The sequence below is a fragment of the Alloalcanivorax dieselolei B5 genome (assembly GCF_000300005.1).
Lineage (GTDB): Bacteria > Pseudomonadota > Gammaproteobacteria > Pseudomonadales > Alcanivoracaceae > Alloalcanivorax > Alloalcanivorax dieselolei.
The window spans coordinates 4,028,029-4,052,221 of record NC_018691.1; the positions used below are offsets into that span (position 1 = coordinate 4,028,029).

The 24,193-nt window shown below is 61.7% G+C and carries 22 protein-coding genes and 1 tRNA gene; 14 read left to right on the forward strand and 9 right to left on the reverse strand.

Features of this window, described 5'->3' with window-relative positions:
* Window positions 1-43 precede the first annotated feature (43 nt).
* The 5 genes from B5T_RS17910 to B5T_RS17930 all read left to right on the forward strand — a co-directional run bounded on the left by B5T_RS17910 (window position 44) and on the right by B5T_RS17930 (window position 4,299).
* Window positions 44-1,765 carry a tetratricopeptide repeat protein gene (locus tag B5T_RS17910; protein ID WP_014995953.1) on the forward strand — a complete coding sequence of 574 codons (1,722 nt, stop codon included), beginning with the start codon at window positions 44-46 and terminating at the stop codon, window positions 1,763-1,765.
* The gene (gene lolB, locus B5T_RS23690; RefSeq protein ID WP_014995954.1) at window positions 1,762-2,322 is read left to right on the forward strand and encodes a lipoprotein insertase outer membrane protein LolB; all 561 of its coding nucleotides are present in this window, start codon (window positions 1,762-1,764) and stop codon (window positions 2,320-2,322) included. Before B5T_RS17910 ends, lolB begins: the two co-directional genes overlap by 4 nt.
* Window positions 2,319-3,200 carry a 4-(cytidine 5'-diphospho)-2-C-methyl-D-erythritol kinase gene (gene ispE / locus B5T_RS17920; RefSeq protein WP_014995955.1) on the forward strand — a complete coding sequence of 294 codons (882 nt, stop codon included), beginning with the start codon at window positions 2,319-2,321 and terminating at the stop codon, window positions 3,198-3,200. Before lolB ends, ispE begins: the two co-directional genes overlap by 4 nt.
* Before the next feature lie 12 nt (window positions 3,201-3,212).
* Window positions 3,213-3,288 (forward strand) — tRNA-Gln (locus B5T_RS17925).
* Between the two features lie 51 nt (window positions 3,289-3,339).
* Window positions 3,340-4,299 (forward strand): ribose-phosphate pyrophosphokinase, encoded by a 960-nt coding sequence (locus B5T_RS17930; protein ID WP_014995956.1) that lies wholly within the window; start codon window positions 3,340-3,342, stop codon window positions 4,297-4,299.
* 79 nt (window positions 4,300-4,378) lie between these two features.
* Here B5T_RS17930 and B5T_RS17935 read toward each other — a convergent pair.
* A protein-coding gene (locus B5T_RS17935; protein ID WP_085942833.1) for an IS3 family transposase occupies window positions 4,379-5,553 on the reverse strand; the annotation gives its coding sequence in 2 pieces (ribosomal slippage) (window positions 4,379-5,262 and window positions 5,262-5,553; 1,176 coding nt in all).
* Window positions 5,554-5,770: 217 nt separating this feature from the next.
* Between B5T_RS17935 and B5T_RS17945 the strand changes: the two genes are divergently transcribed.
* Both B5T_RS17945 and pth read left to right on the forward strand, forming a co-directional pair.
* Window positions 5,771-6,418: a 50S ribosomal protein L25/general stress protein Ctc gene (locus B5T_RS17945; RefSeq protein WP_014995957.1), complete on the forward strand. Its 648-nt coding sequence runs from the start codon at window positions 5,771-5,773 to the stop codon at window positions 6,416-6,418.
* 59 nt (window positions 6,419-6,477) lie between these two features.
* Entirely contained in the window at window positions 6,478-7,062 is a 585-nt protein-coding gene (gene pth / locus B5T_RS17950; RefSeq protein ID WP_014995958.1) for an aminoacyl-tRNA hydrolase, read from the forward strand.
* A gap of 21 nt (window positions 7,063-7,083) precedes the next feature.
* Here pth and B5T_RS17955 read toward each other — a convergent pair whose 3' ends face one another.
* A complete protein-coding gene (locus tag B5T_RS17955) occupies window positions 7,084-7,956 on the reverse strand; it encodes a glutathione S-transferase family protein (RefSeq protein WP_014995959.1) in 873 nt (290 codons plus the stop codon).
* Window positions 7,957-7,983: 27 nt separating this feature from the next.
* On the opposite strand from B5T_RS17955, the gene ychF reads away from it, so the two are divergent.
* From ychF to B5T_RS17970, 3 genes are all read left to right on the forward strand, one after another.
* Window positions 7,984-9,075: a redox-regulated ATPase YchF gene (ychF, locus tag B5T_RS17960; protein WP_014995960.1), complete on the forward strand. Its 1,092-nt coding sequence runs from the start codon at window positions 7,984-7,986 to the stop codon at window positions 9,073-9,075.
* 203 nt (window positions 9,076-9,278) lie between these two features.
* Entirely contained in the window at window positions 9,279-10,520 is a 1,242-nt protein-coding gene (locus B5T_RS17965; RefSeq protein WP_041717108.1) for an ATP-binding protein, read from the forward strand.
* A gap of 55 nt (window positions 10,521-10,575) precedes the next feature.
* Window positions 10,576-11,196: a nucleotidyltransferase family protein gene (locus B5T_RS17970; protein ID WP_081586918.1), complete on the forward strand. Its 621-nt coding sequence runs from the start codon at window positions 10,576-10,578 to the stop codon at window positions 11,194-11,196.
* 38 nt (window positions 11,197-11,234) lie between these two features.
* On the opposite strand, the gene B5T_RS17975 is transcribed toward B5T_RS17970, so the two are convergent.
* Genes B5T_RS17975 through B5T_RS17985 form a run of 3 tightly spaced genes read right to left on the reverse strand, consistent with a single transcriptional unit; the run spans window position 11,235 to window position 14,965 of the window.
* On the reverse strand, window positions 11,235-12,158 hold the full coding sequence (locus tag B5T_RS17975) for an XdhC family protein (protein WP_041717109.1): 924 nt from the start codon (window positions 12,156-12,158) through the stop codon (window positions 11,235-11,237).
* 44 nt (window positions 12,159-12,202) lie between these two features.
* On the reverse strand, window positions 12,203-14,494 hold the full coding sequence (locus B5T_RS17980; RefSeq protein WP_014995964.1) for a xanthine dehydrogenase family protein molybdopterin-binding subunit: 2,292 nt from the start codon (window positions 14,492-14,494) through the stop codon (window positions 12,203-12,205).
* Window positions 14,495-14,965 carry a (2Fe-2S)-binding protein gene (locus B5T_RS17985; RefSeq protein WP_014995965.1) on the reverse strand — a complete coding sequence of 157 codons (471 nt, stop codon included), beginning with the start codon at window positions 14,963-14,965 and terminating at the stop codon, window positions 14,495-14,497.
* A gap of 374 nt (window positions 14,966-15,339) precedes the next feature.
* Here B5T_RS17985 and B5T_RS17990 point away from each other — a divergent pair, with 374 nt between their 5' ends.
* Together B5T_RS17990 and B5T_RS17995 are read left to right on the forward strand one after the other, a co-directional pair.
* Complete coding sequence (locus B5T_RS17990) at window positions 15,340-16,560, forward strand: helix-turn-helix domain-containing protein (protein ID WP_014995966.1); 1,221 nt, start codon at window positions 15,340-15,342, stop codon at window positions 16,558-16,560.
* Window positions 16,561-16,598: 38 nt separating this feature from the next.
* The gene (locus tag B5T_RS17995) at window positions 16,599-17,228 is read left to right on the forward strand and encodes a Vgb family protein (RefSeq protein WP_014995967.1); all 630 of its coding nucleotides are present in this window, start codon (window positions 16,599-16,601) and stop codon (window positions 17,226-17,228) included.
* A 119-nt stretch (window positions 17,229-17,347) separates the two neighbouring features.
* On the opposite strand, the gene B5T_RS18000 is transcribed toward B5T_RS17995, so the two are convergent.
* From B5T_RS18000 to B5T_RS18010, 3 genes are all read right to left on the reverse strand, one after another.
* Entirely contained in the window at window positions 17,348-20,251 is a 2,904-nt protein-coding gene (locus B5T_RS18000; protein WP_188832224.1) for a di-heme oxidoredictase family protein, read from the reverse strand.
* 249 nt (window positions 20,252-20,500) lie between these two features.
* Window positions 20,501-21,367 carry a DMT family transporter gene (locus tag B5T_RS18005; RefSeq protein WP_014995969.1) on the reverse strand — a complete coding sequence of 289 codons (867 nt, stop codon included), beginning with the start codon at window positions 21,365-21,367 and terminating at the stop codon, window positions 20,501-20,503.
* A gap of 358 nt (window positions 21,368-21,725) precedes the next feature.
* A complete protein-coding gene (locus B5T_RS18010) occupies window positions 21,726-22,163 on the reverse strand; it encodes a PACE efflux transporter (RefSeq protein WP_014995970.1) in 438 nt (145 codons plus the stop codon).
* Between the two features lie 89 nt (window positions 22,164-22,252).
* On the opposite strand from B5T_RS18010, the gene B5T_RS18015 reads away from it, so the two are divergent.
* Window positions 22,253-23,134, forward strand: a complete 882-nt coding sequence (locus B5T_RS18015) for a LysR family transcriptional regulator (RefSeq protein ID WP_014995971.1) — start codon at window positions 22,253-22,255, stop codon at window positions 23,132-23,134.
* 35 nt (window positions 23,135-23,169) lie between these two features.
* Here B5T_RS18015 and B5T_RS18020 read toward each other — a convergent pair whose 3' ends face one another.
* Complete coding sequence (locus B5T_RS18020; protein WP_051015537.1) at window positions 23,170-23,757, reverse strand: carboxymuconolactone decarboxylase family protein; 588 nt, start codon at window positions 23,755-23,757, stop codon at window positions 23,170-23,172.
* A gap of 91 nt (window positions 23,758-23,848) precedes the next feature.
* Here B5T_RS18020 and B5T_RS18025 point away from each other — a divergent pair, with 91 nt between their 5' ends.
* Complete coding sequence (locus B5T_RS18025) at window positions 23,849-24,169, forward strand: winged helix-turn-helix transcriptional regulator (RefSeq protein ID WP_014995973.1); 321 nt, start codon at window positions 23,849-23,851, stop codon at window positions 24,167-24,169.
* Window positions 24,170-24,193: the final 24 nt, after the last annotated feature.

Consider the following 24,193-nt stretch of genomic DNA (forward strand, 5'->3'; position numbering starts at 1 on the left):
TGTGCCATGATAGCCGCTCACCCGTGCCGTGACAGCGAGTTCGATGAAACCACGTTCGCCGTTTTTTGCCGCGATCCCGCCACTGATCGCCAGTTTCTTACTTGGCGGTTGCGCCAGTCCGGCCCCTCGGGTCGAGGCTCCCGCCGCCACCGCCGAGCCCGCCCCCCCCACCCGGCCGATCGAGTACGACGGCGCCGACATCGGTGATCTACTGGTGGCGGAGACCGCCGCCCAGCGCCAGGCGCTGGATTTGACCCTGGATTACTATGCCCCGGTGGCGGAGCGTACCGGCGACCCCAGGGTGCTTGGCCAGGCCACCCAGCTGGCCGCCTATCTCGGCCACTTCGAGCAGGCCCGGGCGCTATCCAGCCAATGGCTGCGGCATTCCCCGCAAGACCCTGACGCGCTGCGCCTGGCCGCCCTGGCCGACATCCAACTCGGTGACGGCGACGCCGCCGCAGCACATGTGGACCAATTGGTGGCCCATCACGGCACCGAAGCCCTGGTACCGCTGGTGGCGGAGGCTCAGAACCTGGACCAGCAGGGCAATCGGGAATTACTGCATGCCCTGTCCAGCCTGGCCGACCATTATCCGGAACATGCCCCGCTGTGGTACGCGCGGGCCCTGGAGCGGCGTGAGCAAGGCGATCTGGAAGGGGCCATGGAGGCCACCGACAAAACCCTCAAGCTCAACCCGGATCATGACGAAGCTCTGCTGCTCAAGGCCCAACTCTGGCATGACATGGGCCAGCAAAAGCGGGCCCAGCGGCATCTGCGCAAGATCGTCAAAAAAGCACCGGAGCAACGCCGTTACCGCCTGGCCTATATTCGTGTGCTGCTGGCCGATGGCGAGCACGAACGCGCCGAGGAGCAACTGGAGATTCTCGCCGCCCAGGACCCCGACGACCTGGACCTGCAGTATTCCCTGGCCCTGATGGCACTGGAATCCGGCGCCGCCGAGGTGGCACAGGAGCGGCTCCAGGCCTTGCTGGATCAGGGTTACCGTCCAGATGAGGTGCGCATGCAGCTGGCTCAGGCGGCGGAACAGCAGGGCGTGCCAAGCCAGGCCATCGACCTTTATATGCAGGTGCAGGGCCCACAGACTCTACCCGCCCGGGTGCAGGCGGTACGGCTGATGTACGAACGCGGCCAGACCGCCAAGGGCCACGCCCTGATGACCAGTCTGCTGCAACAGCACCCGGCCCACACTTCGCTGCTGTACGTTACCGAGGCGGAGATCCGCACCGACACCGGTGACGTGCCCGGGGCCATGGCCCTGCTGGATGAAGCGGTCGGTGAACAGCCCGATGATCCCGATCTGCTGTACGCCCGCGCCATGACCGCCACGCTGCTCAAGGACTGGGACCAGGCCACCGGCGATCTGCGCAAGGTGCTGGCTCTGCGTCCGGACAATACCGATGCCCTCAATGCCCTGGGCTACACCTGGGCGGATCTGGGCATCAATCTGGATCAGGCCCACGACATGATCCGCCAGGCCCTGGAACAGGAGCCGGACCATCCCGCTATTCTCGACTCCATGGGCTGGGTGCTGTTCCGGCTGGGACGCCCCCAACAGGCGTTGGATTATCTGCAGCGGGCCTACGCCCAGTATCCGGACGCCGAGGTCGCCGCCCATCTGGGCGAGGTGTTGTGGAATCTCGGTCAGCGCAACAAAGCCCGCACCGTCTGGCGCGACGCCCTCGCCAACGACCCGGAGAGCGAACTGCTGCATGACACCCTGCAACGCCTGGGAGTGTCATTATGATGCGCGTCCTCGCCGTGGCTCTGGCCTTGCTGCTGGCCGCCTGTCAGCAGCAGCCGGTCAGCACTGATTTCACCCGTCCCGACCAGATTCTGAAGTGGCGCATGTCCGGCAAACTGGGCTACCGCACCGACGCCGACGGCGGCTCCGCCACCTTTGACTGGCATCAGACGCCGCGCCAGGGCGAGATCCGGTTTTCCGGCCCTCTGGGTTTCGGTAGTGCCGAACTGCGCTGGGACCCGGGGCTGGCCCATCTGCGCACCGCCAAGGGCGAATGGCAGGCCCGCACCCCCGGGGAGCTGGCCTGGCATCTGACCGGATTCTGGCTGCCGGTATCGGCGCTGGAGTACTGGAGCCGCGGCCTGGTCTGGCCGGGCGCGCCGGCGCAAAGCGACCGCGATCAAGCCGGCAATCTGATCACCCTGAATCAGCTCGGCTGGCAGTTGCAATTCGACCGTTATCAGCCGGTGGGCCGGGTCACTCTGCCCCACCGCATCAAGGCGGAGCAGGACGGCAACCGATTCACTTTGTTGATCCGCGACTGGCGCCCGCTGCCGTGACCGCCTTCGAACTGCCGGCTCCGGCCAAACTGAATCTGTTTTTGCATATCACCGGACGCCGGGAGGACGGCTACCACGAGCTGCAAACCCTGTTCGTGATGCTGGACCATGGCGATCGTCTCCACTTTGAACCGCACTCTCATCTCGACCTCCAGTGCGACGATCCCGATTTGCCCGTGGATGACGGCAATCTGGTATTGCGGGCCGCCCGGCTTCTGCAGGAGCACACCGGCTGCCGCCAGGGCGCGCGCCTGCGCTTGCAAAAACGACTGCCAACCGGGGGCGGTGTCGGCGGCGGCTCCTCCGACGCGGCCACCACCCTGTGTGGCCTGAACCTGCTTTGGGATCTGAACCTGGAAGAGGCGGAATTAATCACCCTGGGGCTGAAACTGGGTGCCGATGTGCCGGTGTTCGTGGCCGGCCACAGCGCCTGGGCGGAAGGCGTCGGCGAGCGCCTGACCCCGGTGTTCATGCCCGAGGAATGGTTTCTGGTGGTGCACCCCGGCATTGCCGTTCCGACCGCTCGAATTTTCAGCGACAAGGAATTGACAAGGCACACCCCCCCCATTAAAGTACCGGCCTCGCTGGACAGGGGCACCTTGGACAGTCTGCAAAACGACTGTGAAAGCGTGGCCAAACGGCACTTTCCGCCCATAGCGGAAGCCCTGGACTGGCTCCAGCGAGAAGCGGGCAACGCCCGTATGACCGGCACCGGCGCCTGCTGTTTCGCACGCCTCGCCGGTGAGCAAGCAGCCCGGCAATTACTGCCGAGGTTGCCACAGCACTGGACAGGTTTTGTGGCGCGAAGCAAACAAATCTCCCCACTCCGGGAGGCACTGGCAACGCTTCGGGCCAGACAGAATTCAGGAACGTCCTGAGCAAGTTAGTGTTGGGGTATCGCCAAGTTGGTAAGGCAACGGGTTTTGATCCCGTCATTCCCAGGTTCGAGTCCTGGTACCCCAGCCATCTTTCCTGTAGTACTTCAAAACGGTACTTTCAACATCCTAGGGGACGCCAGTGTCCAAACTCGTCATCTTTTCCGGTAACGCCAACCCGGTTCTGGCCGACGCCATGGCCAAACACCTCAGCCTTCCCCTGGGTGATGCCGAAGTCGGCACCTTCAGCGACGGCGAAGTCGCGGTGGATATCCAGGAGAATGTACGCGGCAAGGACGTGTTCATCGTCCAGTCCACCTGCAACCCCACCAATAACAACCTGATGGAAGTGCTGGTGATGGCGGATGCATTGCGCCGCTCCTCCGCCGGCCGCATCACCGCCGTCATGCCCTACTTCGGTTATGCCCGTCAGGACCGCCGGGTGCGCTCCGCGCGGGTGCCGATCACCGCCAAGGTGGTGGCCGACATGATCACCGCGGTGGGCATCGACCGGGTGGTGACGGTGGACCTGCACGCCGACCAGATTCAAGGCTTCTTCGATATCCCCGTGGACAACGTCTACGCCACACCGCTGTTCGTGGCCGATATCGAGCGCCAGAAGTACGACGACGCCATGGTGGTGAGCCCGGACGTGGGCGGTGTGGTTCGCGCCCGTGCCCTGGCCAAGCAGCTCAATGACCTGGATCTGGCGATCATCGACAAACGTCGCCCGAAAGCCAATGAATCCCAGGTCATGCACATCATCGGTGAAGTCGAAGGCCGCACCTGCATCCTGGTGGACGATATCGTCGATACCGCCGGCACCTTGTGCAAGGCGGCCCAGGCCCTGAAAGACCACGGCGCCGCCAAGGTCTACGCTTACTGCACCCACGCGGTGCTGTCCGGCCCGGCCATCGACAATATCCGCAACAGCCCGCTGGATCAGCTGGTGGTCACCGACAGCATCCCGCTGTCCCCGGAAGGCGAAGCCTGCCCCAACATCCGCGTGCTCAGCCTGGCGCCGATCCTGGCTGAAACGGTACGCCGGGTGAACAACGAGGAGTCCCTGTCCGCCATGTTCGACCGCCTGGAGCTGGTGTGAAGGCAGTCGACAGTTGATAGTGGGCAGTTGACAGCGAAAAGATAAAGAGATGGACTGGCCCCATTTAAGTAGACACCGATTATAAAGTAGCCGCATAGTCGTTGGGGGTGAGCCCTCCCAACGTCATGTGGCGCCGTACTTTGGGGTAGAAGTGGTCCGTATAGTACTGGATTTCATCGGCCATTTCGTCCCGGCCGATCAACCCTAGACGCTTCGTCCACTCCTTCTTCAACAAGGCGAAGAAGCTCTCCGCACAGGCGTTATCCCAGCAGTTGCCCGGGCGCGACATGCTGATCGTGACATCCCGGTCATTGAGCCAGCCCATCACCGCCTCGTTGCGGTATTGGACGCCCTGATCCGAGTGGAACAGCAGGTCTTTTCCTCGAGGCTGACGGCACGCCCAGGCCTGCTCCAGAGCACGCAGCACCAGGCCCGAGTCGTTGACCCGCCCCAGCGCTCGACCCACCACCTGACGGGTGCACAGGTCCAAGATCACCGCCACATACAGCCAACCCTCCTGACACGGCAGTTGGGTAATATCCGACACCCACACCTGGTTGGGGTGAGCTACATTGAACTGACGGTTCAGCAGGTTCGGTAGCACTGGCAACCCGCTGCTGGGGCGCCGATGCCCCGGTTTCGTCGCCACGCTAGAACGGTATCCGCAGGCCCGTAGCAGCCGTTGAACCTGATTCTTGCCGCAGGCAAAGCCTGCCGCCTGCGCATCCAACCACAGCTTGCGGTAACCCGGCACCCCATCCTGTTGTTTCGCCTGCTCCAGCAGGAACGTCTGCAAGGTCCGCCACCGTTGGCGCCGGGCGCTGGGCCGGCAGGGGGCGTGGCACCACCGGTAATACCCCGCCCGAGATACGTCGAGTACTTCGCACAACACCGTCACTGGCCAGCGGTCACGGTGCCCGTCAATGAAGGCAAACCTCATTTCTGGAGCTTGGCGAAGTACTCGTCCGCCTTTTTTAGGATGTCCCTCTCCATCTCCGCCCGTTTCAGCTGTTTCTTCAGGCGGGCATTTTCCCGCTCCAGCTCCTCAAGGCTCTTGGTCGGGCCCGCATTACGGACCGGTTTCTTGGAGGATGACTTACCCACAATCCACTCCTGCCGCCAGCGGCTCAGTAAGGTCGGATGAACCCCTAGTTTGGCAGCGATCTGTCTTTGTGTCTGTGGGCTGGACAGCGAGGCCTCAACGGCCTCGCGTTTGAACGCGTCACTAAACCGACGCTTGCTGCGAAATTGCATACACCTTCCTCGTTAATGAAGGTGTCTACTTTTTTGGGGCCGGTTCAAGAGGCCGCCCCATGGGGCGGCCTTTTTCGTTGCGGGCCGGGGCATCTGGCGTCCGGCGGCCTTTTCCGGCATAATCCGCCCCCTTCCGGCCCATTGCCGGTTTTATTCGACTGATCCCTCCCGGTGCGCCTGGTCGCGGGGTGCCGTGGAGCTTTACTGGAGAACACTCATGAGCAATGAGTTTGTACTGAACGCTGAAGCACGCAGCGACAAGGGGAAAGGTGCGAGCCGCCGCCTGCGTCGTCTGCAAGACCGGGTTCCCGCCGTTCTCTACGGCGGTACCGCCGAACCCGCCATGTTGTCACTGGAAATGCGCGAGCTGCGCAAAGCCCTGGAAAACGAAGCCTTCTACAGCCACGTGCTGACCCTGAAACTGGAAGGCAAAGAGCAACAGGCGGTACTGCGTGACCTGCAGCGCCACCCGTCCAGCGGCTTCCCGATCCACGCTGACTTTCTGCGCGTGGACACCAGCCATGCCATCACCATGACCGTTCCGCTGCACTTCATTAACGAAGAAACCAGCGTCGGCGTGAAGAAGGAAGGCGGTGAAATCCACCATAATGTGTCCGAGGTTCAGGTCAGCTGTCTGCCGCAGGACCTGCCGGAATTCATCGAAGTGGACATGGCCGACGTGGCGCTGGAGCAAGTGGTTCACCTGTCCGATCTGGTGCTGCCGAAAGGCGTGACCCTGGTGGAGCTGAGCCACGGCGAGAGCCACGACCAGCCGGTAGCCGCGGTGCACAAACCGAAAGTGCGTGGCGGTAGCGACGACGCCGAAGAAGGCGGCGAGGCGGAAGAAGGCGAAGGCCAGGAATAATCGGCCCGAGACGAAACGGGGGCCTCGGCCCCCGTTTTTTTTGATTCCAGGATAAGGAAATGGCACAGGTTCAACTGATCGTCGGCCTCGGCAACCCGGGGCAGGAATACGAGCAGACCCGCCACAACGCCGGCGTCTGGTACCTGGACGCGCTGGCCCGTGCCCATGGGGTTCACCTCAACAAGGAGAAGAAGTACTTCGGCGTCACCGGTACTTTTACTTTCGAGGGCGAAACCATTCGCCTGCTGGTCCCCACCACCTTCATGAACCGCAGCGGCCAGTCCACCTCCGCCCTGGCCAACTTCTTCAAGATCCCCACCGAGCAAATCCTGGTCGCCCATGATGAACTGGATCTGCCGCCCGGCACCGCCCGGTTCAAGCAAGGCGGCGGGCACGGCGGCCACAATGGCCTCAAGGACATCATCAGCCGCCACGGCAACAACCGGAACTTTTACCGGCTGCGCATCGGCATCGGCCACCCGGGCAGCGCCCAGCTGGTCACGCCCCATGTGCTTAACAAGCCGTCCACCGCCGACCGTACGCTTATTGAACACGCCATCGACGAAGCGGTGCGGTATACCCCCGATTTGCTGCGCGGCGACCTGAACAGCGCCATGAACCACCTGAACGGCTTTCGCGCCTGACCTCCGGATCCACGCCCCGCACTATCTATCACGCAGGTAACGGTCCTTCACCCATTGCCCGGCAGGGCGTTCACGGACCACTTGGAACTGATGCCGGACCGGCTCCGGCAGGCTGGAAACCTCGATCCCTTCCCAAGGGGTACCGGCAATCCCCATCATCGGCGCCAGCAGACTGGCGGCGGTAATGTCCGCCAGAGTCAGGCGGTCCCCCACCAGATAGTCTCCCCCGTTTTGTACCAGCAGCGTCTCCACCAGGGTCAGACCGTGCTCGACCCGCTCACTGGCATAAACCACCGATTTCGGATTGATGGCGTATTTGCGGCGGATGGCCTCACGCAATGGCGGCGCCAGCAATCGCGTCAGCCAGGGGACCGTTCCCGCCGGCGCCAGCAGCAACTCCATGGTTTCCGGACGATCCAGCACATGCCCGTACATCCAGGTTCGCAGATGGACACCCAGGCGATCGAACTGCTGCTCCAGTTCAATGACCCGATGACGCAAGGCCGGCTCCTCGGGAATCAGGGAGCGTTCGGGATAATACTTCTCCAGGTAGTAGGCAATTTTGGTGGAGTCCCCCACCCTGCGCTCACCGTCGCGCAACACCGGCACGGTACCGATCCGGGCCAGCCAGCGGGTCCGTGGCCAGTGCGCCCCGGGCAGCAGGTCACGGGTCTCGTAGGCCAGCCCCTTGTGCTCCAATTGCCAACGGCTCTTCTCGCAGTAATGGGAAATGGGAAACTGGTAAAGGATACGCATGATCATCAGACTCTTGGTTTTCTGACCGACCAGTCTAGCGGCGCCCCACAGCCGCCCTCCCGGCGCCAGCGCCTGGCCGCCCCGGCTCCCTGGCAACCCGCCGGGACGGTCGCTTTTTGCCGACGGCTTGAGTAGCATTGCGCCCTCGAACGTGGAGGTATGGCTATGGGTATTCAGTGCGGCATCGTGGGACTCCCCAACGTGGGCAAGTCCACTCTTTTCAACGCCTTGACCAAGGCGGGCATCGACGCCGAAAACTTCCCTTTTTGCACCATTGAGCCGAACACCGGCGTGGTGCCCATCCCTGATCCACGGCAGGACAAGCTGGCCGCCATCGTCAACCCGGAACGGGTGCTGCCGGCCACCATGGAATTCGTCGACATCGCCGGCCTGGTGGCCGGCGCCTCCAAGGGTGAAGGCCTGGGCAATCAGTTCCTGGCCAACATTCGCGAAACCGACGCCATCGCCCATGTGGTGCGCTGCTTCGATGACGAGAACGTGATTCACGTGGCCGGCAAGGTGTCGCCACTGGACGACATCGGCGTCATCAACACCGAACTGGCGCTGGCCGATCTGGACACCGTGGAGCGTGCCCATCAACGCGCCACCAAGGCCGCCAAAGGCCAGAACAAGGAAGCCCAAGCACTGTTGCCGGTATTGGACAAGGTGCTGCCGATGTTGAACGAAGGCGAGCCAGCCCGGGCCGTTGAACTGAGCGACGACGAACGCAAGCAGCTACGCAGTCTCAACCTGCTCACCCTCAAACCCACCATGTACATCGCCAACGTGGACGAGGACGGCTTCGACAACAACCCGCTGTTGGACGCGGTGCGGGAACTGGCGGAAAAGGAAAACGCATCGGTAGTGCCGATCTGCGCCAAGATCGAAGCGGAAATCGCCGAGCTGGACGACGACGAAAAAGCCGACTTCCTGGCCGACCTGGGCATGGAAGAGCCGGGCCTGAACCGGGTGATCCGCGCCGGCTACACTCTGCTGGGCCTGCACACCTATTTCACCGCCGGCAAAAAGGAAGTACGCGCCTGGACCGTCAAGGTCGGCGCCACCGCCCCGCAAGCCGCCGGTGTCATCCACACCGACTTCGAGAAGGGCTTTATCCGCGCCGAGGTCACCGCCTACGACGACTACGTCGCCTACAACGGCGAACAGGGCGCCAAGGACGCCGGCAAGTGGCGCCTGGAAGGCAAGGAGTACGTGGTCAAGGACGGCGACGTGGTGCACTTCCGCTTCAACGTCTGATCCTGCTTGTCTCACGCCACAGGCGACCAGGGTAACCCGCTGTCAGGCGGAAACCGCCCTTCCGGTTTCCGCTCATGAATCTTTCAGCCTACGGAAAACCTTCAATCAGACGGCACCCAACTTACAGATAGACGCCAATTAACTTTCAATTGGACGGCATTTTATTTACGATTGGACGCAATCCGCCCAACAGAAGCGCCGGCATGCACTACCCCAGATACACGGCTCCTTTGCTACACGAAGCCCTGCAGGACTCTCCCGCCGTCCTGATCCATGGCCCTCGCCAGTGCGGTAAAACGACACTGGCGCGGGAAACGGGTGATGCGTTGGGCTATCACTACATCACCTTTGACGATGACAACCAGCACCAAGCAGCCCAGACAGACCCCATGGGCTTTGTTCAAACGCTGCCGGAAAACGTCATTCTCGATGAGATTCAGCGGGTTCCGGAACTCTTTACCAGCCTCAAGGCCACCATTGACAAGAACCGGCAACCCGGTCGCTTTATCCTGACCGGCTCCGCCAATGTCCTGCTGCTGCCCAAGCTGGCGGATTCCCTTGCCGGGCGAATGGAAGTGATACGCCTGCGCCCGCTGGCCCAGTGCGAAATAAGGGGCCAGCGACCCGCTTTTCTCCCGCAATTGTTCTTGGCGGATTTCAACGCAGGCAACCTCCACCTGTCCCGCCTTGGAGAATCTCTGGCAGACACTCTGTGCCAGGGCGGTTATCCCGCCGCCATCGCCCGCCGCACCGAAAAGCGCCGCAACACCTGGTACCGGGACTACAGCCAAGCCTTGATTCAGCGTGACATCCGCGAGCTGGCAAACATTCGCAACCTGGCCAGCCTGCCCAAGCTCCTCACTCTATCCGCGGCACAAACCGCCCGGTTGTTCAATGTCAGTGATCTGGCCTCACCCTTTGCAATCAGCCGCCCCACCATCCGTGAATACCTGACACTACTGGAACAGATTTTCCTGATCGAGCAGCTTGAACCCTGGCACAACAACCGTCTGAGCCGCTTGATCAAAACCCCTAAACTGCATCTCGCCGACACTGGCCTGGCTTGTGCCCTGCTTGGCGTCAGCCGCCATGACCTGTGGCAGGACAAGGCCCTGCTCGGTCAGATGCTGGAAACCTTCATCTATCAAGAGTTGCGTAAACAGGCTGATTGGCACGAACAGGAACTGCATTTCTGTCACTATCGTGACAAGGACAAGGTGGAGGTGGATATCATTATCGAGCAGGGCCGCAAACTGGCCGGCATCGAGATCAAGGCCGCCGCTACCATCACCCAAAGCGACTTCAAGGGGCTGAAACGGCTCAAGGATGCCACTGGTGAGCGCTTTGCCGCCGGCGTGGTGTTCTACGATGGCGATGCCATACTGCCTTTCGGGGAGCGACTTTTCGCGGTTCCAATCAGTGTGCTGGTACCCGCGATTCAGTGACCCCGAAAACGCTGGAATCAAGCTTGTCTCTGAATACTGAAGAAGAGGGCTATCGGTGCAAGACAGGAAGGCGACGGTGGCCGGTTTGCTGCTCGCCGCCGGTGAGGCCCGCCGCATGGGATCAGGCGGACACCATAAACTGTTGGCCGAATTCGACGGCTGTGCGCTGGTAAGACGATCAGCGCAAACCTTGTTGTCGTCCCGCCTTTGCCCGGTCGTCGTCGTCACCGGACATCGACACCGGCAAATCGAGGCCGAACTGCAAGGGCTGGAAGTGGAAGCGCACTTCAACCCCGCCTACACCACTGGCATGGGTAGCTCGCTTGCCCGTGGGTTTTCCCATCAGGCGATCGCGGAAGCGGACGGCACTCTGGTGATGTTGGCGGACATGCCGGCGATTACTCCGGATCATATCGACCGGCTGATCCAGTCATTCCGCCAGCACGGCGGCAATGTGATCGTGCGCGCCAGCTGCAACGGGCAACGGGGCAACCCCGTTATCATCCCCAAGGCGCTTTATGACGCCATGCGGCATCTGTCTGGCGATAGCGGAGCGCGGTCATTGGTCGAGCGATCGGAACTGCCGATCATCGACGTGGAAACCGGCCCCGCCGCACTTCTCGATGTGGACACGCCCGAAGCGGTCATCCGGGCAGGCGGCGTGCTGAAAAACTGACCCCCACCAGCGCCCGGCACGATCAACCTTGCCGATATTCAGACGAAGGTCGCCAAGCGCGTCGCGGCGACATCGGCGAGCACCGAAATGGCCAGGGAAGACGCTTCTCTTGCCGGCCCGAACAGGCCAATCGGCGCCTTGATCCGGGCCACTTCCTCATCACTGAAACCGAGGCCGCGCAAACGTTCGATGCGTTTGCGATGGGTTCGGGTACTGCCCAGGGCGCCGAGGTAAAAGCCCGGAGCGTTCAGCGCCTTTTCCAGGAACGGCAGTTCCGCATCCAGATCGTGATGCAGAAGCACAATAGCACTATAGGCATCGGCCACCCCGTCCAGCCCTTCCGAGGCCCGGGAGGGATCGAGAACGACGGCGTCATAGCCCGAGCATTCCGCCAGCAGAGCAACGCGTTCCGCTTCGATACCACGCCCGGAAATCACCACCCGCGTCGCCGGACGGTAGGCCGAAACAAAGGTGCCGCCGTGCCACCCCGCCTGTTCGGGCGGCGCGACGCAGCTCAACGATTGCTGCTGTGGCGAGTAAGCCAGCCCGGCCGGACAGCGCTTGCCGAGACACTCGATAACCTGATCGATGGCGTTGATGTCTCTGAGCACATGAATGGCGACGGTGATGCCGCCTCCGCAGGGCAACACGATGTCAAAAAATGGTGATCCCTCGCCGTAGAGCACGGAGCGATCACAGCCCTCGGATATGGCGAGAAGCGCCTCGGCCGCGACGGCCGCTTCCACACAGCCACCGGAAACGAACCCGGCGAATTCGCCCTCCTCGGTGACCACAACCTGCGAGCCGAGCGCGCGCGCCGCGCCTCCCCTTATGTCAACGAGCATGGCGATTGCCACACCGCCTGCGCGGAAACCGGCCCGCGCGAATTTCAGCAGCTCCAGCGGATCATCGGTTCGCAGCGTTCGGACCGGCGATGTGTTGACCCAGAGGCTCTCCTTCAAGACCGGCTCCGAAACAGGTCCATTCGCGGCCCGGCTTGCGGTATTCAAGCTACCGTCCCCACCGGCAGGCCGCGCACACGCTTGCCGGTGGCGGCGAAGATGGCATTGCACAGTGCCGGGGCCACGGGCGGCACCGGCGGCTCACCCACGCCGCCGGGCGGCAAATCATGGTCATCGTTGACCAGATGAGTACGTATCACCCGCGGCGAAGCATTGTGGCGCAGCACCTGGTAGTCGTGGAAATTGCTCTGCTTCACATGCCCTTTCTCGAAGGTAATCTCACTGGTGAGCGCCAGACTCAGCCCCATCACCGCGCCGCCTTCCATCTGTGCGCGAATGCGCTCGGGGTTGATCTGCGGACCACAGTCCATGGCCATATCCACCGCCAGCACCCGTACCTTGCCCTTCTCGTCCACGGCCACCTCGACCACGGTGGCGGTGTAGCTCATGAAGCTGTAACAGAAGGCCAGACCCAGGCCATGCCCCTCGGGAAGCTCACGCCCCCATTTGGCGCCTTGGCAGGCGGCGTCAATGACGCCGCGCAAGCGGCCCGTGTCGTAAGGATAGCGTTCCGGTGACTCGGTGTAGTTCCAGGTGTCCGCCATGTCGCCGGGATCGATCTGGCGTGCAGGACCAATCAGATCAAGCGCGAACTGCCGGTGGTCCTTGCCGGCACGGTGCGCCAGTTCCGCGATGAAACACTGCGCCGCGAAGGCATGGGGGATATTGGCCACCGAGCGGAACCAGCCGATGCGCGCGTGGGCGGCAACCTCAGCGGTTTCGACCCGCACATTCGGGATCTGATAAGGCATGTTGATGGCCGACATGGCCAACTCGAAAAGCTGCTGCCCCTTGGCATTCTCGGCGAACAGCGAGCCGATGGTCGGGGCGGCACTGCGGTGCAGCCAGGACCGAACCTTGCCGGTCTTGTCGATGACCGCTTCCAGCCGTTCCGCCGAGACGGTGTGCAGGTAGTCGTGGTGGATATCGTCTTCGCGGGTCCACACCAGCTTGACCGGCGTCCCCTCGGGCATGGCCCGGGCCACGATGGCCGCTTCATCAACATAGTCCGGCTTGGATTTCCGGCCGAAGCCGCCTCCCAGCAGCAGCACGTTGACTTTGACGTCTTCCGGCTTGAGTTTCAGCCGCGCCGCGACCGCCTGTTGTGCCGCCGCCGGGTTCTGCACCGAAGTCCAGACCTCGGCGCGGCCTTCCTTAATTTGCACCGTGGCTACGGGCGGCTCCATTGACGCATGCGCCAGGTGCGGGATGTAGTACTCGGCGGCGAACCGCTCCGTCTCGGCCGCACCGTTCCACACACTTACGGCATCACCGTTATCACGAATGGTTTTACCCGTTGCACGTGAAGCCTCCTCCAGTGTCTTGCGGAAATCGGCGGAGTCGTAGCCGCCGTTGGGGCCGTCGTCCCACTCTATCTCCAGCGCCTCACGGCCCTTGATCGCCGCCCAGGTGTTGCGTGCCACCACGGCGACGCCGCCCAGCGGCTGAAATGCCGGCGCCCCCTGGAAAGCGGGAATCTCCACCACTTTCAGAACACCGGGCACGGTCAGCGCTTTCTCACTGTCGAAACGGCGTAGCTTGCCGCCCACCACGGGCGGGCGCGCCACCACCGCGTAGACCATGCCGGGCAGGCGCATATCCATGCCATAGGTGGCCTGGCCCTTGCCGATGGCCTCTAGATCGACCAGACGTACCTGGTTCTTACCAATGTAGCGATAGTCGGCGCGCGCCTTGAGTTTGAGCTGCTCCGTCCCGGGTACCGGTTGCCGGGCCGCGTCGGCCGCCAGTTCTCCATAGCCCAGTCGTCGCCCGGAGCTCTGGTGAACCACTTCATGCCGCAGCGCCTTGACCTCGGACACGGACACCGACCAGCGGGCAGCGGCAGCCGCTTCCAGCATCTGCCGGGCCGCCGCGCCCGCGCGCCGCATCGGCATCAGAAAATGGCGCATGCTACGGGAGCCGTCCACATTCTGGTTGCCATAGCGGGCCTCGTTGGCTTCCGCCTGCACCACCTGCACGCGGTCCCAGCTGGCCTCCATTTCATCGGCCACCACCATTGGCAGGCTGGTGCGCACGCCGGTTCCCATCTCGGCACGGTGTGCCACGATGGTGACCATGCCGTCCGCGGCGATGGACACGAAGACCAGCGGGTCGTCCACCGTACCGCCCGGCATGGAATCGGCACCGTATTTCCTGGCATCGGCATCAGCGGCTCTGACGATGGTAACCAGACCACCCGCCGTCACCGCCAGCGTCAGTGCTCCCAGGCTGCTCTGGAGGAAACGGCGCCGGGAGAGTTGCACGGTCGTGGACATTTATTCGTCTCCTTGCGCCAGACGATCCGCCGCCTGCAAGATAGCGGCGCGAATACGCGGATAGGTGCCACAGCGACAGATATTGCCACCCATGGCGCCGTCAATCTGTTCTTCTGTGGGTGCCGGTGTGGTCTTGAGCAACCCCACCGCCGTCATGATCTGACCCGCCTGACAATAGCCGCACTGGGCCACATTGTTCTCGATCCAGGCTTGTTGCACCACCTGGCCGACACGGTCGGACGCCATGCCTTCGATGGTCGAAATCGCGCGCCCCGCCGCCGCGGACACCGGCGTGACACAAGAGCGGACAGGCGCTCCGTCCAGGTGCATGGTGCAGGCGCCACACAGCGCCATGCCGCAGCCGAATTTGCTACCGGTCATGCCAAGTTCGTCGCGCAGCACCCACAACAGCGGCATGTCGTCGGGAACGTCGACCTCCTTGGCCTGGCCATTGACGTTAAGCTGGGGCATGGCGAACTCCTTTGCGTTGCACAATCAGCGTGGTGACCATAACCAATAAGGGCACGAGCCCCTACCGCGAATCAAGAACAGTGCAAAAAAACACTCATCCGGTCACTACGGTTTCATGACTTCTTTGCGACATTCGTCACCGAATGATGTTTATCAACATCCGACAAAAAGCAATGCCAGGTCAATACCGCATCGTTGCCTGTTTATGTCACGACTATCCCGCAGTTTTGAGACAGCACGCTTACACGCAACACGCTGGCACGCGAACACGCCAATCGCCTGTACCTTCTGAATTCGTGGGTGCCTATTATGTGACTGATCATGGGCTATGCTAGCCAGCCGGCAGCGTGAGTAACAAAGATGGCGGGACTGCGATGGATTCGTTGATTACGGCGGCGGCGCGTGCTCTCACGGCGGGCGATCCGCTGGCCGCGCTCAATCAGGTCGCCCTGCGTGATGACGCCGCCGCGCTTGCCATGCGCGGCATCGCGTTGGCGCAACTCGGCGACCTGCCCCGTGCCGGAGCCTTGCTGAAAGCCGCGGCCCGGGCCTTCGGGAAGAAAGAAGCCTTGGCCCGGGCCCGCTGCGTTGTCGCCCAAGCCGAGATCGCACTGGCATCGCGCGACCTGGGTTGGTCCGAACAGCCCCTCGAGGCGGCCAGATCGACACTGGAAAAGCATGGCGAGCGGATCAATGCCGCCCATGCCCGGCATATCCGAATCCGGCGCCAGCTCCTGCTTGGCCGTCTTGACGAAGCCGAGCGGGGACTGGCCGGAATCGACCCCTCTTCCTATCCTCCCCCGCTGCAAGCCGCCCATGAATTGGTGATCGCCGGCATTGCCTTGCGTCGTCTACAAACGCGGCGGGCCCGGTCCGCTTTTGCCCGCGCCGACACGGCCGCCCGCCAAAGCGGCATTCCGGCCTTGATCGCGGAGGTGGAGCAGACCGCACTCACTCTGACGGTTCCGGCGGCGCGTCTGATTCATAAAGGCCGACAACGGACTCTGCTTCTTGAGGAAGTGGAAACGCTGCTGGCTTCCAATACGCTGATCGTGGATGAATGCCGCCATCAGGTCCGTAGCGGCGGTACCTCGATCCCGTTCGTGGGACGCCCGATACTGCTCGCTCTCGCTCGCATGCTGGCCGAGGCCTGGCCGGAAGACGTGCCCAGAGACGTTCTTATTGAGAAGGTATTCCGAACCCGCTTTGCCGACGATTCCCATCGTGCCCGGTTGCGGGTGGAAATCGGGCGTCTGCGTCAGCGCCTGCGAGGCCACGTCGGAATAAAAGCAACCCGCCGGGGCTTCACCCTGGCCCCCGAGCCCGGCGCTGACGTGGCCGTGTTGGCCCCACCTGTGGACGAAAAACACGCCGCCATTCTGGCCCTGCTTGCCGACGGCCAGGCCTGGTCCAGTTCGGCTCTGGCCCTGGCACTGGGCACCAGTCAGCGTACCGTGCAGAGAGCACTGGAGTCGCTGGCACAGGCGGAGAAAGTGCAACGTTTCGGCCAGGGCCGCGCCCGCCGCTGGCTGCTTCCCCCCATTCCCGGATTCACGACAACCTTGTTACTCCCGGCCCCGCTGCCGGGCAGCTAGGATCTGGCCCATACACAGGCAGCAACGAGGACAACAGCATGAACACATCATCAGCCGACCTGATCCGTGAATACGGCCCCTTCCCCGCTATCGACGCCGTGCACGGGGTTTCCTTCGACGGCCAGCACGTCTGGCTTGCCACCGGAGAAACGCTGACCGCCCTGGACCCCGACAGCGGTCAAACCGTGCGCTCATTGAACGTCCCCGCGGACGCGGGAACCGCCTTCGATGGGCAGCATCTGTTTCAGATCAGCGGAAACCAGATCCAGAAGATCGACCCGCGAAGCGGCGCGATCATCGCCACCCTCCCCGCTCCCGAAGGCGGCAACTCGGGTCTCGCCTGGGGCGAAGGCGTACTCTGGGTGGGTCAGCATCGCAGCCGCAAGATCCATCAGGTCGACCCGGAAACCGGTGCGATTCTCCGCACGCTTGAGTCCAACCGCTTCGTCACCGGCGTCACCTGGCTGGAAGGAGAGCTGTGGCACGGCACCTGGGAAAACGACGAAAGCGAATTGCGACGTATCGACTCCGCCACCGGAGAACTGCTGGAGCGAATCGAGATGCCGGCCGGAATGGGTGTGTCAGGGCTCGAGTCCGATGGCCGGGACCGTTTCTTCTGTGGCGGCGGTGGCAGCGGAAAGCTGAGAGCCGTACGCCGCCCGGGATAGTGCTGGAGGGTATCGTCGACAATATCCAAGAGCAGTCCAGAAAAATGGCCAAGGGACGACAGGATGGTCATCTCACTTGGCCTGGACTGTTGCGCACACTGGATCGGGGGTCACGCCGCCTATAACGACCCTAAAAACGCCAACAATGCTTCACGGTGTTCGCTACTGAGGTTGATAAAGCGGTTTTTAATCACCTCGGCTTCACCACCGTGCCAAATGATGGCTTCGGTGAGTGTGCGGGCGCGGCCGTCGTGTAAATAGCCAACGGGTATGTCGCCGGCCACGTATTTTGTATAGCCAATGCCCCATAACGCTGGTGTGCGCCACATACGGCCGCTGGCGAGACCTTCGGCAAAGTCATCGGCCAGGCCTTCGCCCATATCGTGCAACAGCAGGTCGGTGTATGGGCGAATTGTCTGGTTGCGGACTTCGGCGAAGCGCGAACGGGCGCTGGTTTGTATTTCGCTAACATGGCAAGCGTTGCAGCGAATGTCGTTAAACACTTGCTCGCCTTGTGCCACTTTATTGGGATCGACGTCCAAATAGGGCAATGGCGACACGCCCTGAGGAAAACCGCTTACCTGGCTGCGTTGCGCGGGTACCGCCAGCAACTGCAAGTAGTCGGTCATCAATTGCAGCGCGTCGTCGGGCAAACCGGCTTCGGTGCCGCTGGCGGGATCGCAGTATTTCGGGCCGGCCAGACAGTCACGGTTTGGATAAAGCGATGAGGTCACCGACATATCAAGCAAGGCGGCGTTGGCTACCTGATGGCGCAGGCTGACCTTGCCTGCTTTCCAGCCATAGCGGCCTAAACGTACCTCGCCGCTTTCGGGATCGTAAGCGTAGTTGGCTGTGCCGAGTACGCCATCCTCGTCTGGCGTGCCGCGAACTCGTGCCAGAATGGTGTCATCAGCAATGGCTTCCAACAGCCCCATGCCAATCAACGGTTGCGCCGCGCGCAGCGAATAGGAGGCGGGTGACGGCCCTTCAAAGGCGATAGTGGGTTTGCGCAGTGTAACCACCGTGCCATCGGCAAGGATTACATCGTGGCTGTCGAAGCCAGCCACATAAGCGGCGTTACCCCAGTTTTCGCTAGTGCCGCTGGTGGTTGAACGCGCATTCATTTGCAGGCTTTGGCCATAGACAGGGTGCGGTAAATATAGACCGTTGGCCGGGTTACTCTCCGCACCCACACGCACCACCATGGTGTCTAACCGTTGATTGGCAACCACCGGCGCGACGCTGCGGCCATTATTGATGTGGCAACTGACACAGGTCGATTGGTTAAAATGTTGGCCTTGCAGCTCCCGGCCCGCGTCATTACGGTCGTTACCGGCTTCATTATGCGCGCCGCTCCACAGATTGGTGTGTAACCAGCGTCGCCCCTCCATAAAACGCTGAATATTCCGCATGCCAACGTTGTTGTGGGGCTGCTGAAAGATAAAGCTGGCATTGTCGGCGTAATCGTATGATACCGAACCCAACCCGCCTTGCAGGGCGTGCCTGGGCAAGGGTTCGTTCATCAAGCGTGGCTCTTGACCGTACCAAGGACGTAAGCCTTCACCCATTACGTAAGTCAGTTCGTTGGTATAGTAACGAACAGCACCGTCATCGCCGATGGCATCCATGGCCTCGCGGGTCGAGAAAAACGAACTGGTGAACTCAATGATATCGCCTTGTTTCAACGGCCGTGCTGGCACATTGTCGCCGTTGGGTACCAGCACGCCGTCGGCATTCTCAGCCAAGGCGCTGTGACCGGGATAGGTGTCGAACACCACGCTACAGCCATCGTTGGCGCCGATAATCCCATGAAAACCGCTATCGGGGTTCAATAACTCGTTGTTAGCGGGCTTGGGCACTACCGGACAGGGCGCGCCGTCGCTCAGGTAGGTTGAATCGTCAAGCAGATCACCCGGACTCATCCAGCCAAAACCGGTGACATTGGGGTCATCGAAGCGGCGCACAAAGGAATGTCCCCCCCCTTTTTGCGCCTGTTGAAAGTACTGGTTAACGATAATGCGTGGCTCGGTGACGCCCGCGACGTTGCTGTTGTCGATAAATTCAACGCCCCAGGTGCGGTTTTTGAAGTAGTTGGCGACAAAGTTTAAGTGTGCGCCAGGCCCCTTATCGACCGGATTGCCTTGACCATCAACGGTGTCGTTGCGGCCAAAACCGTATTCATTCCACTCCTCGCCGCGTTCACGCGCGTGACGTGAGCGGCCCACCATGCCAAAACGGGTGACCAGCGTGCCATCGGCCAGGGTAAAGCGGATACTTTCAATGGGCTCCGCTGGCGCTGGCAGGGGCTGGCGGTCTCTGCCGTCTACGGGATAAGGCACATAAGATGTATCCAGTGTTGGCATTGAGTTACCACAACCGGGCGTTTGAAACTCGGCTTCAAATAGCGAGTAGCCATAATGGGTATGGCGGCGAATGCCTTGCAAACGCACGTAGCGAACGTTGATATTGAGATTGAAAAAGGTCTCTGTGTTGCCCTTTCCGACGGTGATGTAACGCACTTGATACCAATCTTCCGCATCGTCGGAAATATAGATGGCATATTCATCGGCGTACGCATTTTCCCAGTACAGTTTCATGGAACCGATGGCGGTTTTGGCACCAAAATCGAACTGTAACCAAGCATCGTCAGGGTCGGCGATATCGCTCCAAGCACTTTCCCAGCGGCTGCTCGGGTCGCCATCAACGGCTTTTCCGGCAGTATTATTGTCGTTTTCGTCGCCGGACGAACTCGCGGTGATGCCAGTGATGGGTTGCGCTGGCTGACATTCGCCATCGTCAGTTGCCGTTGCCAAGCGCAGTTCCGGCGGTGGCGCGGGTCGTACGGGCGCATCCGCGGACGGCAGCGGACTGATATCGCTGACTGGCGCTGGCTCAAAATCCGGTTCGGGCAGTTCCCCGGCAGGCGGGGAATCGGGGGCGGACGCGGGTGGTGTGCTGCCGCCACCTCCGCCACCACAGGCCGATGCCGTCAATGCTAACAATAGGATGAGCAACCTGCGCATGGTCAATTTCCCCCCCCCGCTTGCAATCCGTAATGGACAACACTTTGAGAACAGCCCCATCTTATTGGGCATATTTTTTCTTATTATGACAGGCTACTCATAAAAAAATGTGAACCTCTAGCGTAAACAGGGAACCCCTGAAAAACACCCGTCACCCTGGGCGTGCCCCGTACCGTCAGCCCAGGCTTGACCCGGGATCCCCCTCCGCAGGGCGCATCACTTCGTAGCGGGAGACCCCGGAAGGTCCCCCTACTCAGCGGGAACCCGCTCCGGCCGGCCATGCACCACCGCCAACCCGGCCAGGATCGCGATCATGCCGGCCAGCGACATTACCGACAGTGCATTGCCGAATACCAGGTAATCCAGTAACACCGTTACCACCGGAACCAGATAGAACAGGCTGGTCACATTGACCAAATTACCGGAGCGGATCATCCGATAAAGCAGCAGCTGCGCCGCCACCGACACTCCCAGCCCCATCCATACCACCGGCACCAGGAACCCCACACTCCATTGCCAATGAAAAGGCTGGAACGGGATCAGCAAAGCGCACAACAGCAGCGTCACCGCGTATTGCAACGGCAGCACCTCGCTCGGCGGCAACGCGATACGCTTCTGCCACAACGCGCCGACGGTGACACAGAGCAAAGCGCCCAGAGCAAACGCCATGCCGGTCCAGGACAACCTGGCCAGGACCAGACTCTGGTAGACCACCAGCGTCAGCCCCAGCAAAGCCAGCAGCAATCCCGCCAGCCGCCACGGCGCAAAACGCCTCTCGGTGAGTACCAGGGTGAGGATTGGTTGTGCCCCCAGCACCGTGGCCAGGAGTCCCGGCGTGACCTCATGCTCCAAAGCCAGGAAGTAACACAGGGTGTAAAAACCGATCAGCAACAAGCCGACGCCAGCCACCGGCAAACGTTGCCCTCGCGGAGGCAGCAAACGACCGCCACGGATCAACAGCAAGGCGCCAAGCGCGAGAGCGAAACGCAGAATCAACAGGGCAAGAACCGAGCCGTGGTCCAACCCCCAACGAGTGACGATGGCGGCACTGCCCCACAGCAACACGAACGTGGCCATGGCGCCCTGGGCCGCCCAGAAGGTATTTTCCGTTTTCATGAAAGCTCATCCATCGAATACGAACGGCCCCGACCTGACGCCGCGGAAACCGGGCGGCGAAGCCGTTAAAACAGATCGGGGAGGTCAATCAGCGGTATTAGCCGCGAACGATTTGCCGCGCTACGGCGACTGACGTCCGGACCGCGGCGACAACGACGGAAGCAAGCGGAGGAGACATGCCATGATCCCGCACGCGGTCGCCGGAAGACCGGACAGCTACAGCAACGATGCGTGCGACAACATTCATGAGAGGGAATCCGTTCATAACGATTTGACGTTGCTCATGGTAATACGTGAACAGGCCGCGCACCAGTATGATGCACGGCCGTCTTTCGTAGCCATGACACATCAGCAGCCTTCAAACCGCCGGTTTCGCCATCGGCGGCACCGGGAACACCCGGTCATAGGCCCAGTTGAAGCTGAAGGCATAGAACAGATAGAACAACACCATGGCGAGGTCCATCAGCAGGGCCTGCATCAAACCGATTCCCAGATACCAGGCTACTATCGGCAGCAGCATTACCAGCAAGCCACCTTCGAACAGCAACGCATGCCCTACCCGCATACGCAGAGTCTTCCTGGTATGGCCCAGCCAACGCAACATGGCGTGGTCGAACCCCAGGTTGAATACAAAGTTCCAGGCCGTGGCGATGGTGGCGCCCACCACCCCCAGCACGCCCATGTGACCGACCGGCAACTGAAACAGGTAAGCGCCCACCGGGATCATGATCGCCAGGCCGATCAGCTCGAACAGTACCGCGTGACGGACCCGGTCCTGAGTCGTACGCAATGCCATGATGAAACACTCCTCAATGATTTGACTGGCGCCCAATCTATCTTCAATATCGCAGAAATAAAGTTAGATACCATCTTAAAATCAGATAGATGACCGTTTCCCTGGACCAATTGCAGGCCTTCGTCATCGCCGCCGAGACGGGTTCGTTCTCCGCCGCCGCCCGGCGTTTGCACAAGGCCCAATCCGCCGTCAGCACCCAGATCTCCAATCTGGAGGAGGATCTGGGGCTGGCGCTGTTCAGCCGCGCCGGGCGCAGCCCTACCCTGACCCCGGCGGGGGAACGACTGCTGCTGGAAGCCCGGGTAATCCTCGACCGGCGTGAACACCTGATCGGCGTGGCACGCAGTTTCGAAGCCCATGTAGAGCAGCGGCTGGTGGTGGCCGTCGACGAGATTTATCCGGAACGGGTCATGGCCGAGGTGTTCGCCGAATTCGCCGAACAATTCCCCCACGTGGAGTTGGAGTTGCTGTTTCCCATGATGGAGGACGTCAGCCGCCTGGTATTGACCGGCAAGGCCGACCTCGGTGTCATGTGGCGGCAGGAAATTCTACCCACCGAGCTGGGATTTCAGACCCTCGGCTGGGTGCCGATCAAAATGGTCTGTGGTAAACACCACCCTCTGGCCAAGGTACGGGTGGACTGGGAAGACCTGAAACGCCACCGTCAGATTCTGGTGGCGGCGCACAGCGACGGCCCCGAGAAACAGCGGTTACGAGTGGCACCGGAAGTGTGGTGGGTGGAAAGCCACTGGGTGATCCTGCAGCTGGTGCGCCAGGGAATCGGCTGGGCCTTCGTCTCCAGTCACGTGATCGAGGCGTCGCCGGTGGCCGCGGATCTGGTGGTTCCGGAACTGCAGTTCGACGACTTTGATCTGCCGGTGGCGGTGGAGATGGTCTGGCACAAACAACGCCCCTGCGGGCCAGCGGCCAAATGGCTGCGGGAGCGATTCGCCGCCACGGCACTCTCCTGACTTCTCCTGATTGCGCCGGCCACCGGTCGGATCCGTCACCCACATGGACAAGCCGACGGGGCTTCTCCGGCGTCGGGAAAACACCGCGCCCAAGGCTCCGGCGCCAGCCGTGCGGTATTGGCGATAAAACTGACCGTCGAATAGAACCCGCACAAAGCAAGAACTTCCAGCTGCTGCTCGGTTTCCCAATGCCGGACGAACAACGAGTGCGCCTCCTCACTCAGCTTGCCTTCGTCATGCAGTTCATCAACCACCCGGATCAGGGCTTGTTCCTGTTCGGTCCAGCATGGCGCTTCCGCGGTCCCGTGCCGAGTGGCAACCAACTGCGCTTCATCCAGCCCCGCCGCCTTGGCGAACACCCTGGCGTGCACGCCCCACTCGTATTCACACCTATGGTGCGCGGTGGTGCGCAAGATCACTATTTCCCGCTGACGCAAAGGTAACGGGCTGGCGTCATCCAGCAATCCCGCCGCGCCGAGTTTGCGTAACAGACGGGGATTGCGGGCGAAAACCCGGAACAGGCTCAACACCTCGCCATCCCGCTGCGGGTAGTACTTGTCCAGTATGGCCTGAGTCTCTCTGTCAAATGGCGGCCCCGAAAGGGGCCTCAAATCGTGTGTCATTGTCGTCTCCCGATCGCTACAATATGTGTAGCACGCATTCAGTCTCCGCTACTTTTTATGTAGCAGTCAAGCCATTCAAAAAGGAATCGTCATGGCCAGGAAAACCGTCAGCCAACCGGTCCGGGGATCAACCACCGGCCGCCCGATCATGGTATTGCTGGATCTTCTCGGGCAGCGCTGGGTGCTCCGCATCCTCTGGGAGCTGCGAGGTGAGCCTTTGTCATTCCGGGAACTGCAGGCGCGCTGCGGTCAACTTTCACCAACAGTGCTGAATGAGCGCATAAAAAAGCTCCGGGAACGGGACATCGTGGAACACCAGGAAGGAGCCGGCTACCGTCTCACGAAAGCCGGGAGAGAACTTGGAGAGCAACTTCTCGGGCTGTACCACTGGAGCGAGCGCTGGTGGGGATAGTCTCTTCAACCTGTCTGTTTCAGC

Excerpts from the sequence above, each read along its gene's own strand:
- B5T_RS17910 (WP_014995953.1), top strand. The coding sequence starts at position 44 with ATGAAACCACGTTCGCCGTTTTTTGCCGCGATCCCGCCACTGATCGCC.
- lolB (WP_014995954.1), top strand. The coding sequence starts at position 1,762 with ATGATGCGCGTCCTCGCCGTGGCTCTGGCCTTGCTGCTGGCCGCCTGT.
- B5T_RS17945 (WP_014995957.1), top strand. The coding sequence starts at position 5,771 with ATGAGCAATGAGTTTGTACTGAACGCTGAAGCACGCAGCGACAAGGGG.
- pth (WP_014995958.1), top strand. The coding sequence starts at position 6,478 with ATGGCACAGGTTCAACTGATCGTCGGCCTCGGCAACCCGGGGCAGGAA.
- B5T_RS17955 (WP_014995959.1), bottom strand. The coding sequence starts at position 7,956 with ATGCTACTCAAGCCGTCGGCAAAAAGCGACCGTCCCGGCGGGTTGCCA.
- ychF (WP_014995960.1), top strand. The coding sequence starts at position 7,984 with ATGGGTATTCAGTGCGGCATCGTGGGACTCCCCAACGTGGGCAAGTCC.
- B5T_RS17965 (WP_041717108.1), top strand. The coding sequence starts at position 9,279 with ATGCACTACCCCAGATACACGGCTCCTTTGCTACACGAAGCCCTGCAG.
- B5T_RS17980 (WP_014995964.1), bottom strand. The coding sequence starts at position 14,494 with ATGTCCACGACCGTGCAACTCTCCCGGCGCCGTTTCCTCCAGAGCAGC.
- B5T_RS17985 (WP_014995965.1), bottom strand. The coding sequence starts at position 14,965 with ATGCCCCAGCTTAACGTCAATGGCCAGGCCAAGGAGGTCGACGTTCCC.
- B5T_RS17990 (WP_014995966.1), top strand. The coding sequence starts at position 15,340 with ATGGATTCGTTGATTACGGCGGCGGCGCGTGCTCTCACGGCGGGCGAT.
- B5T_RS17995 (WP_014995967.1), top strand. The coding sequence starts at position 16,599 with ATGAACACATCATCAGCCGACCTGATCCGTGAATACGGCCCCTTCCCC.
- B5T_RS18000 (WP_188832224.1), bottom strand. The coding sequence starts at position 20,251 with ATGCGCAGGTTGCTCATCCTATTGTTAGCATTGACGGCATCGGCCTGT.
- B5T_RS18005 (WP_014995969.1), bottom strand. The coding sequence starts at position 21,367 with ATGAAAACGGAAAATACCTTCTGGGCGGCCCAGGGCGCCATGGCCACG.
- B5T_RS18010 (WP_014995970.1), bottom strand. The coding sequence starts at position 22,163 with ATGGCATTGCGTACGACTCAGGACCGGGTCCGTCACGCGGTACTGTTC.
- B5T_RS18015 (WP_014995971.1), top strand. The coding sequence starts at position 22,253 with ATGACCGTTTCCCTGGACCAATTGCAGGCCTTCGTCATCGCCGCCGAG.
- B5T_RS18020 (WP_051015537.1), bottom strand. The coding sequence starts at position 23,757 with ATGACACACGATTTGAGGCCCCTTTCGGGGCCGCCATTTGACAGAGAG.
- B5T_RS18025 (WP_014995973.1), top strand. The coding sequence starts at position 23,849 with ATGGCCAGGAAAACCGTCAGCCAACCGGTCCGGGGATCAACCACCGGC.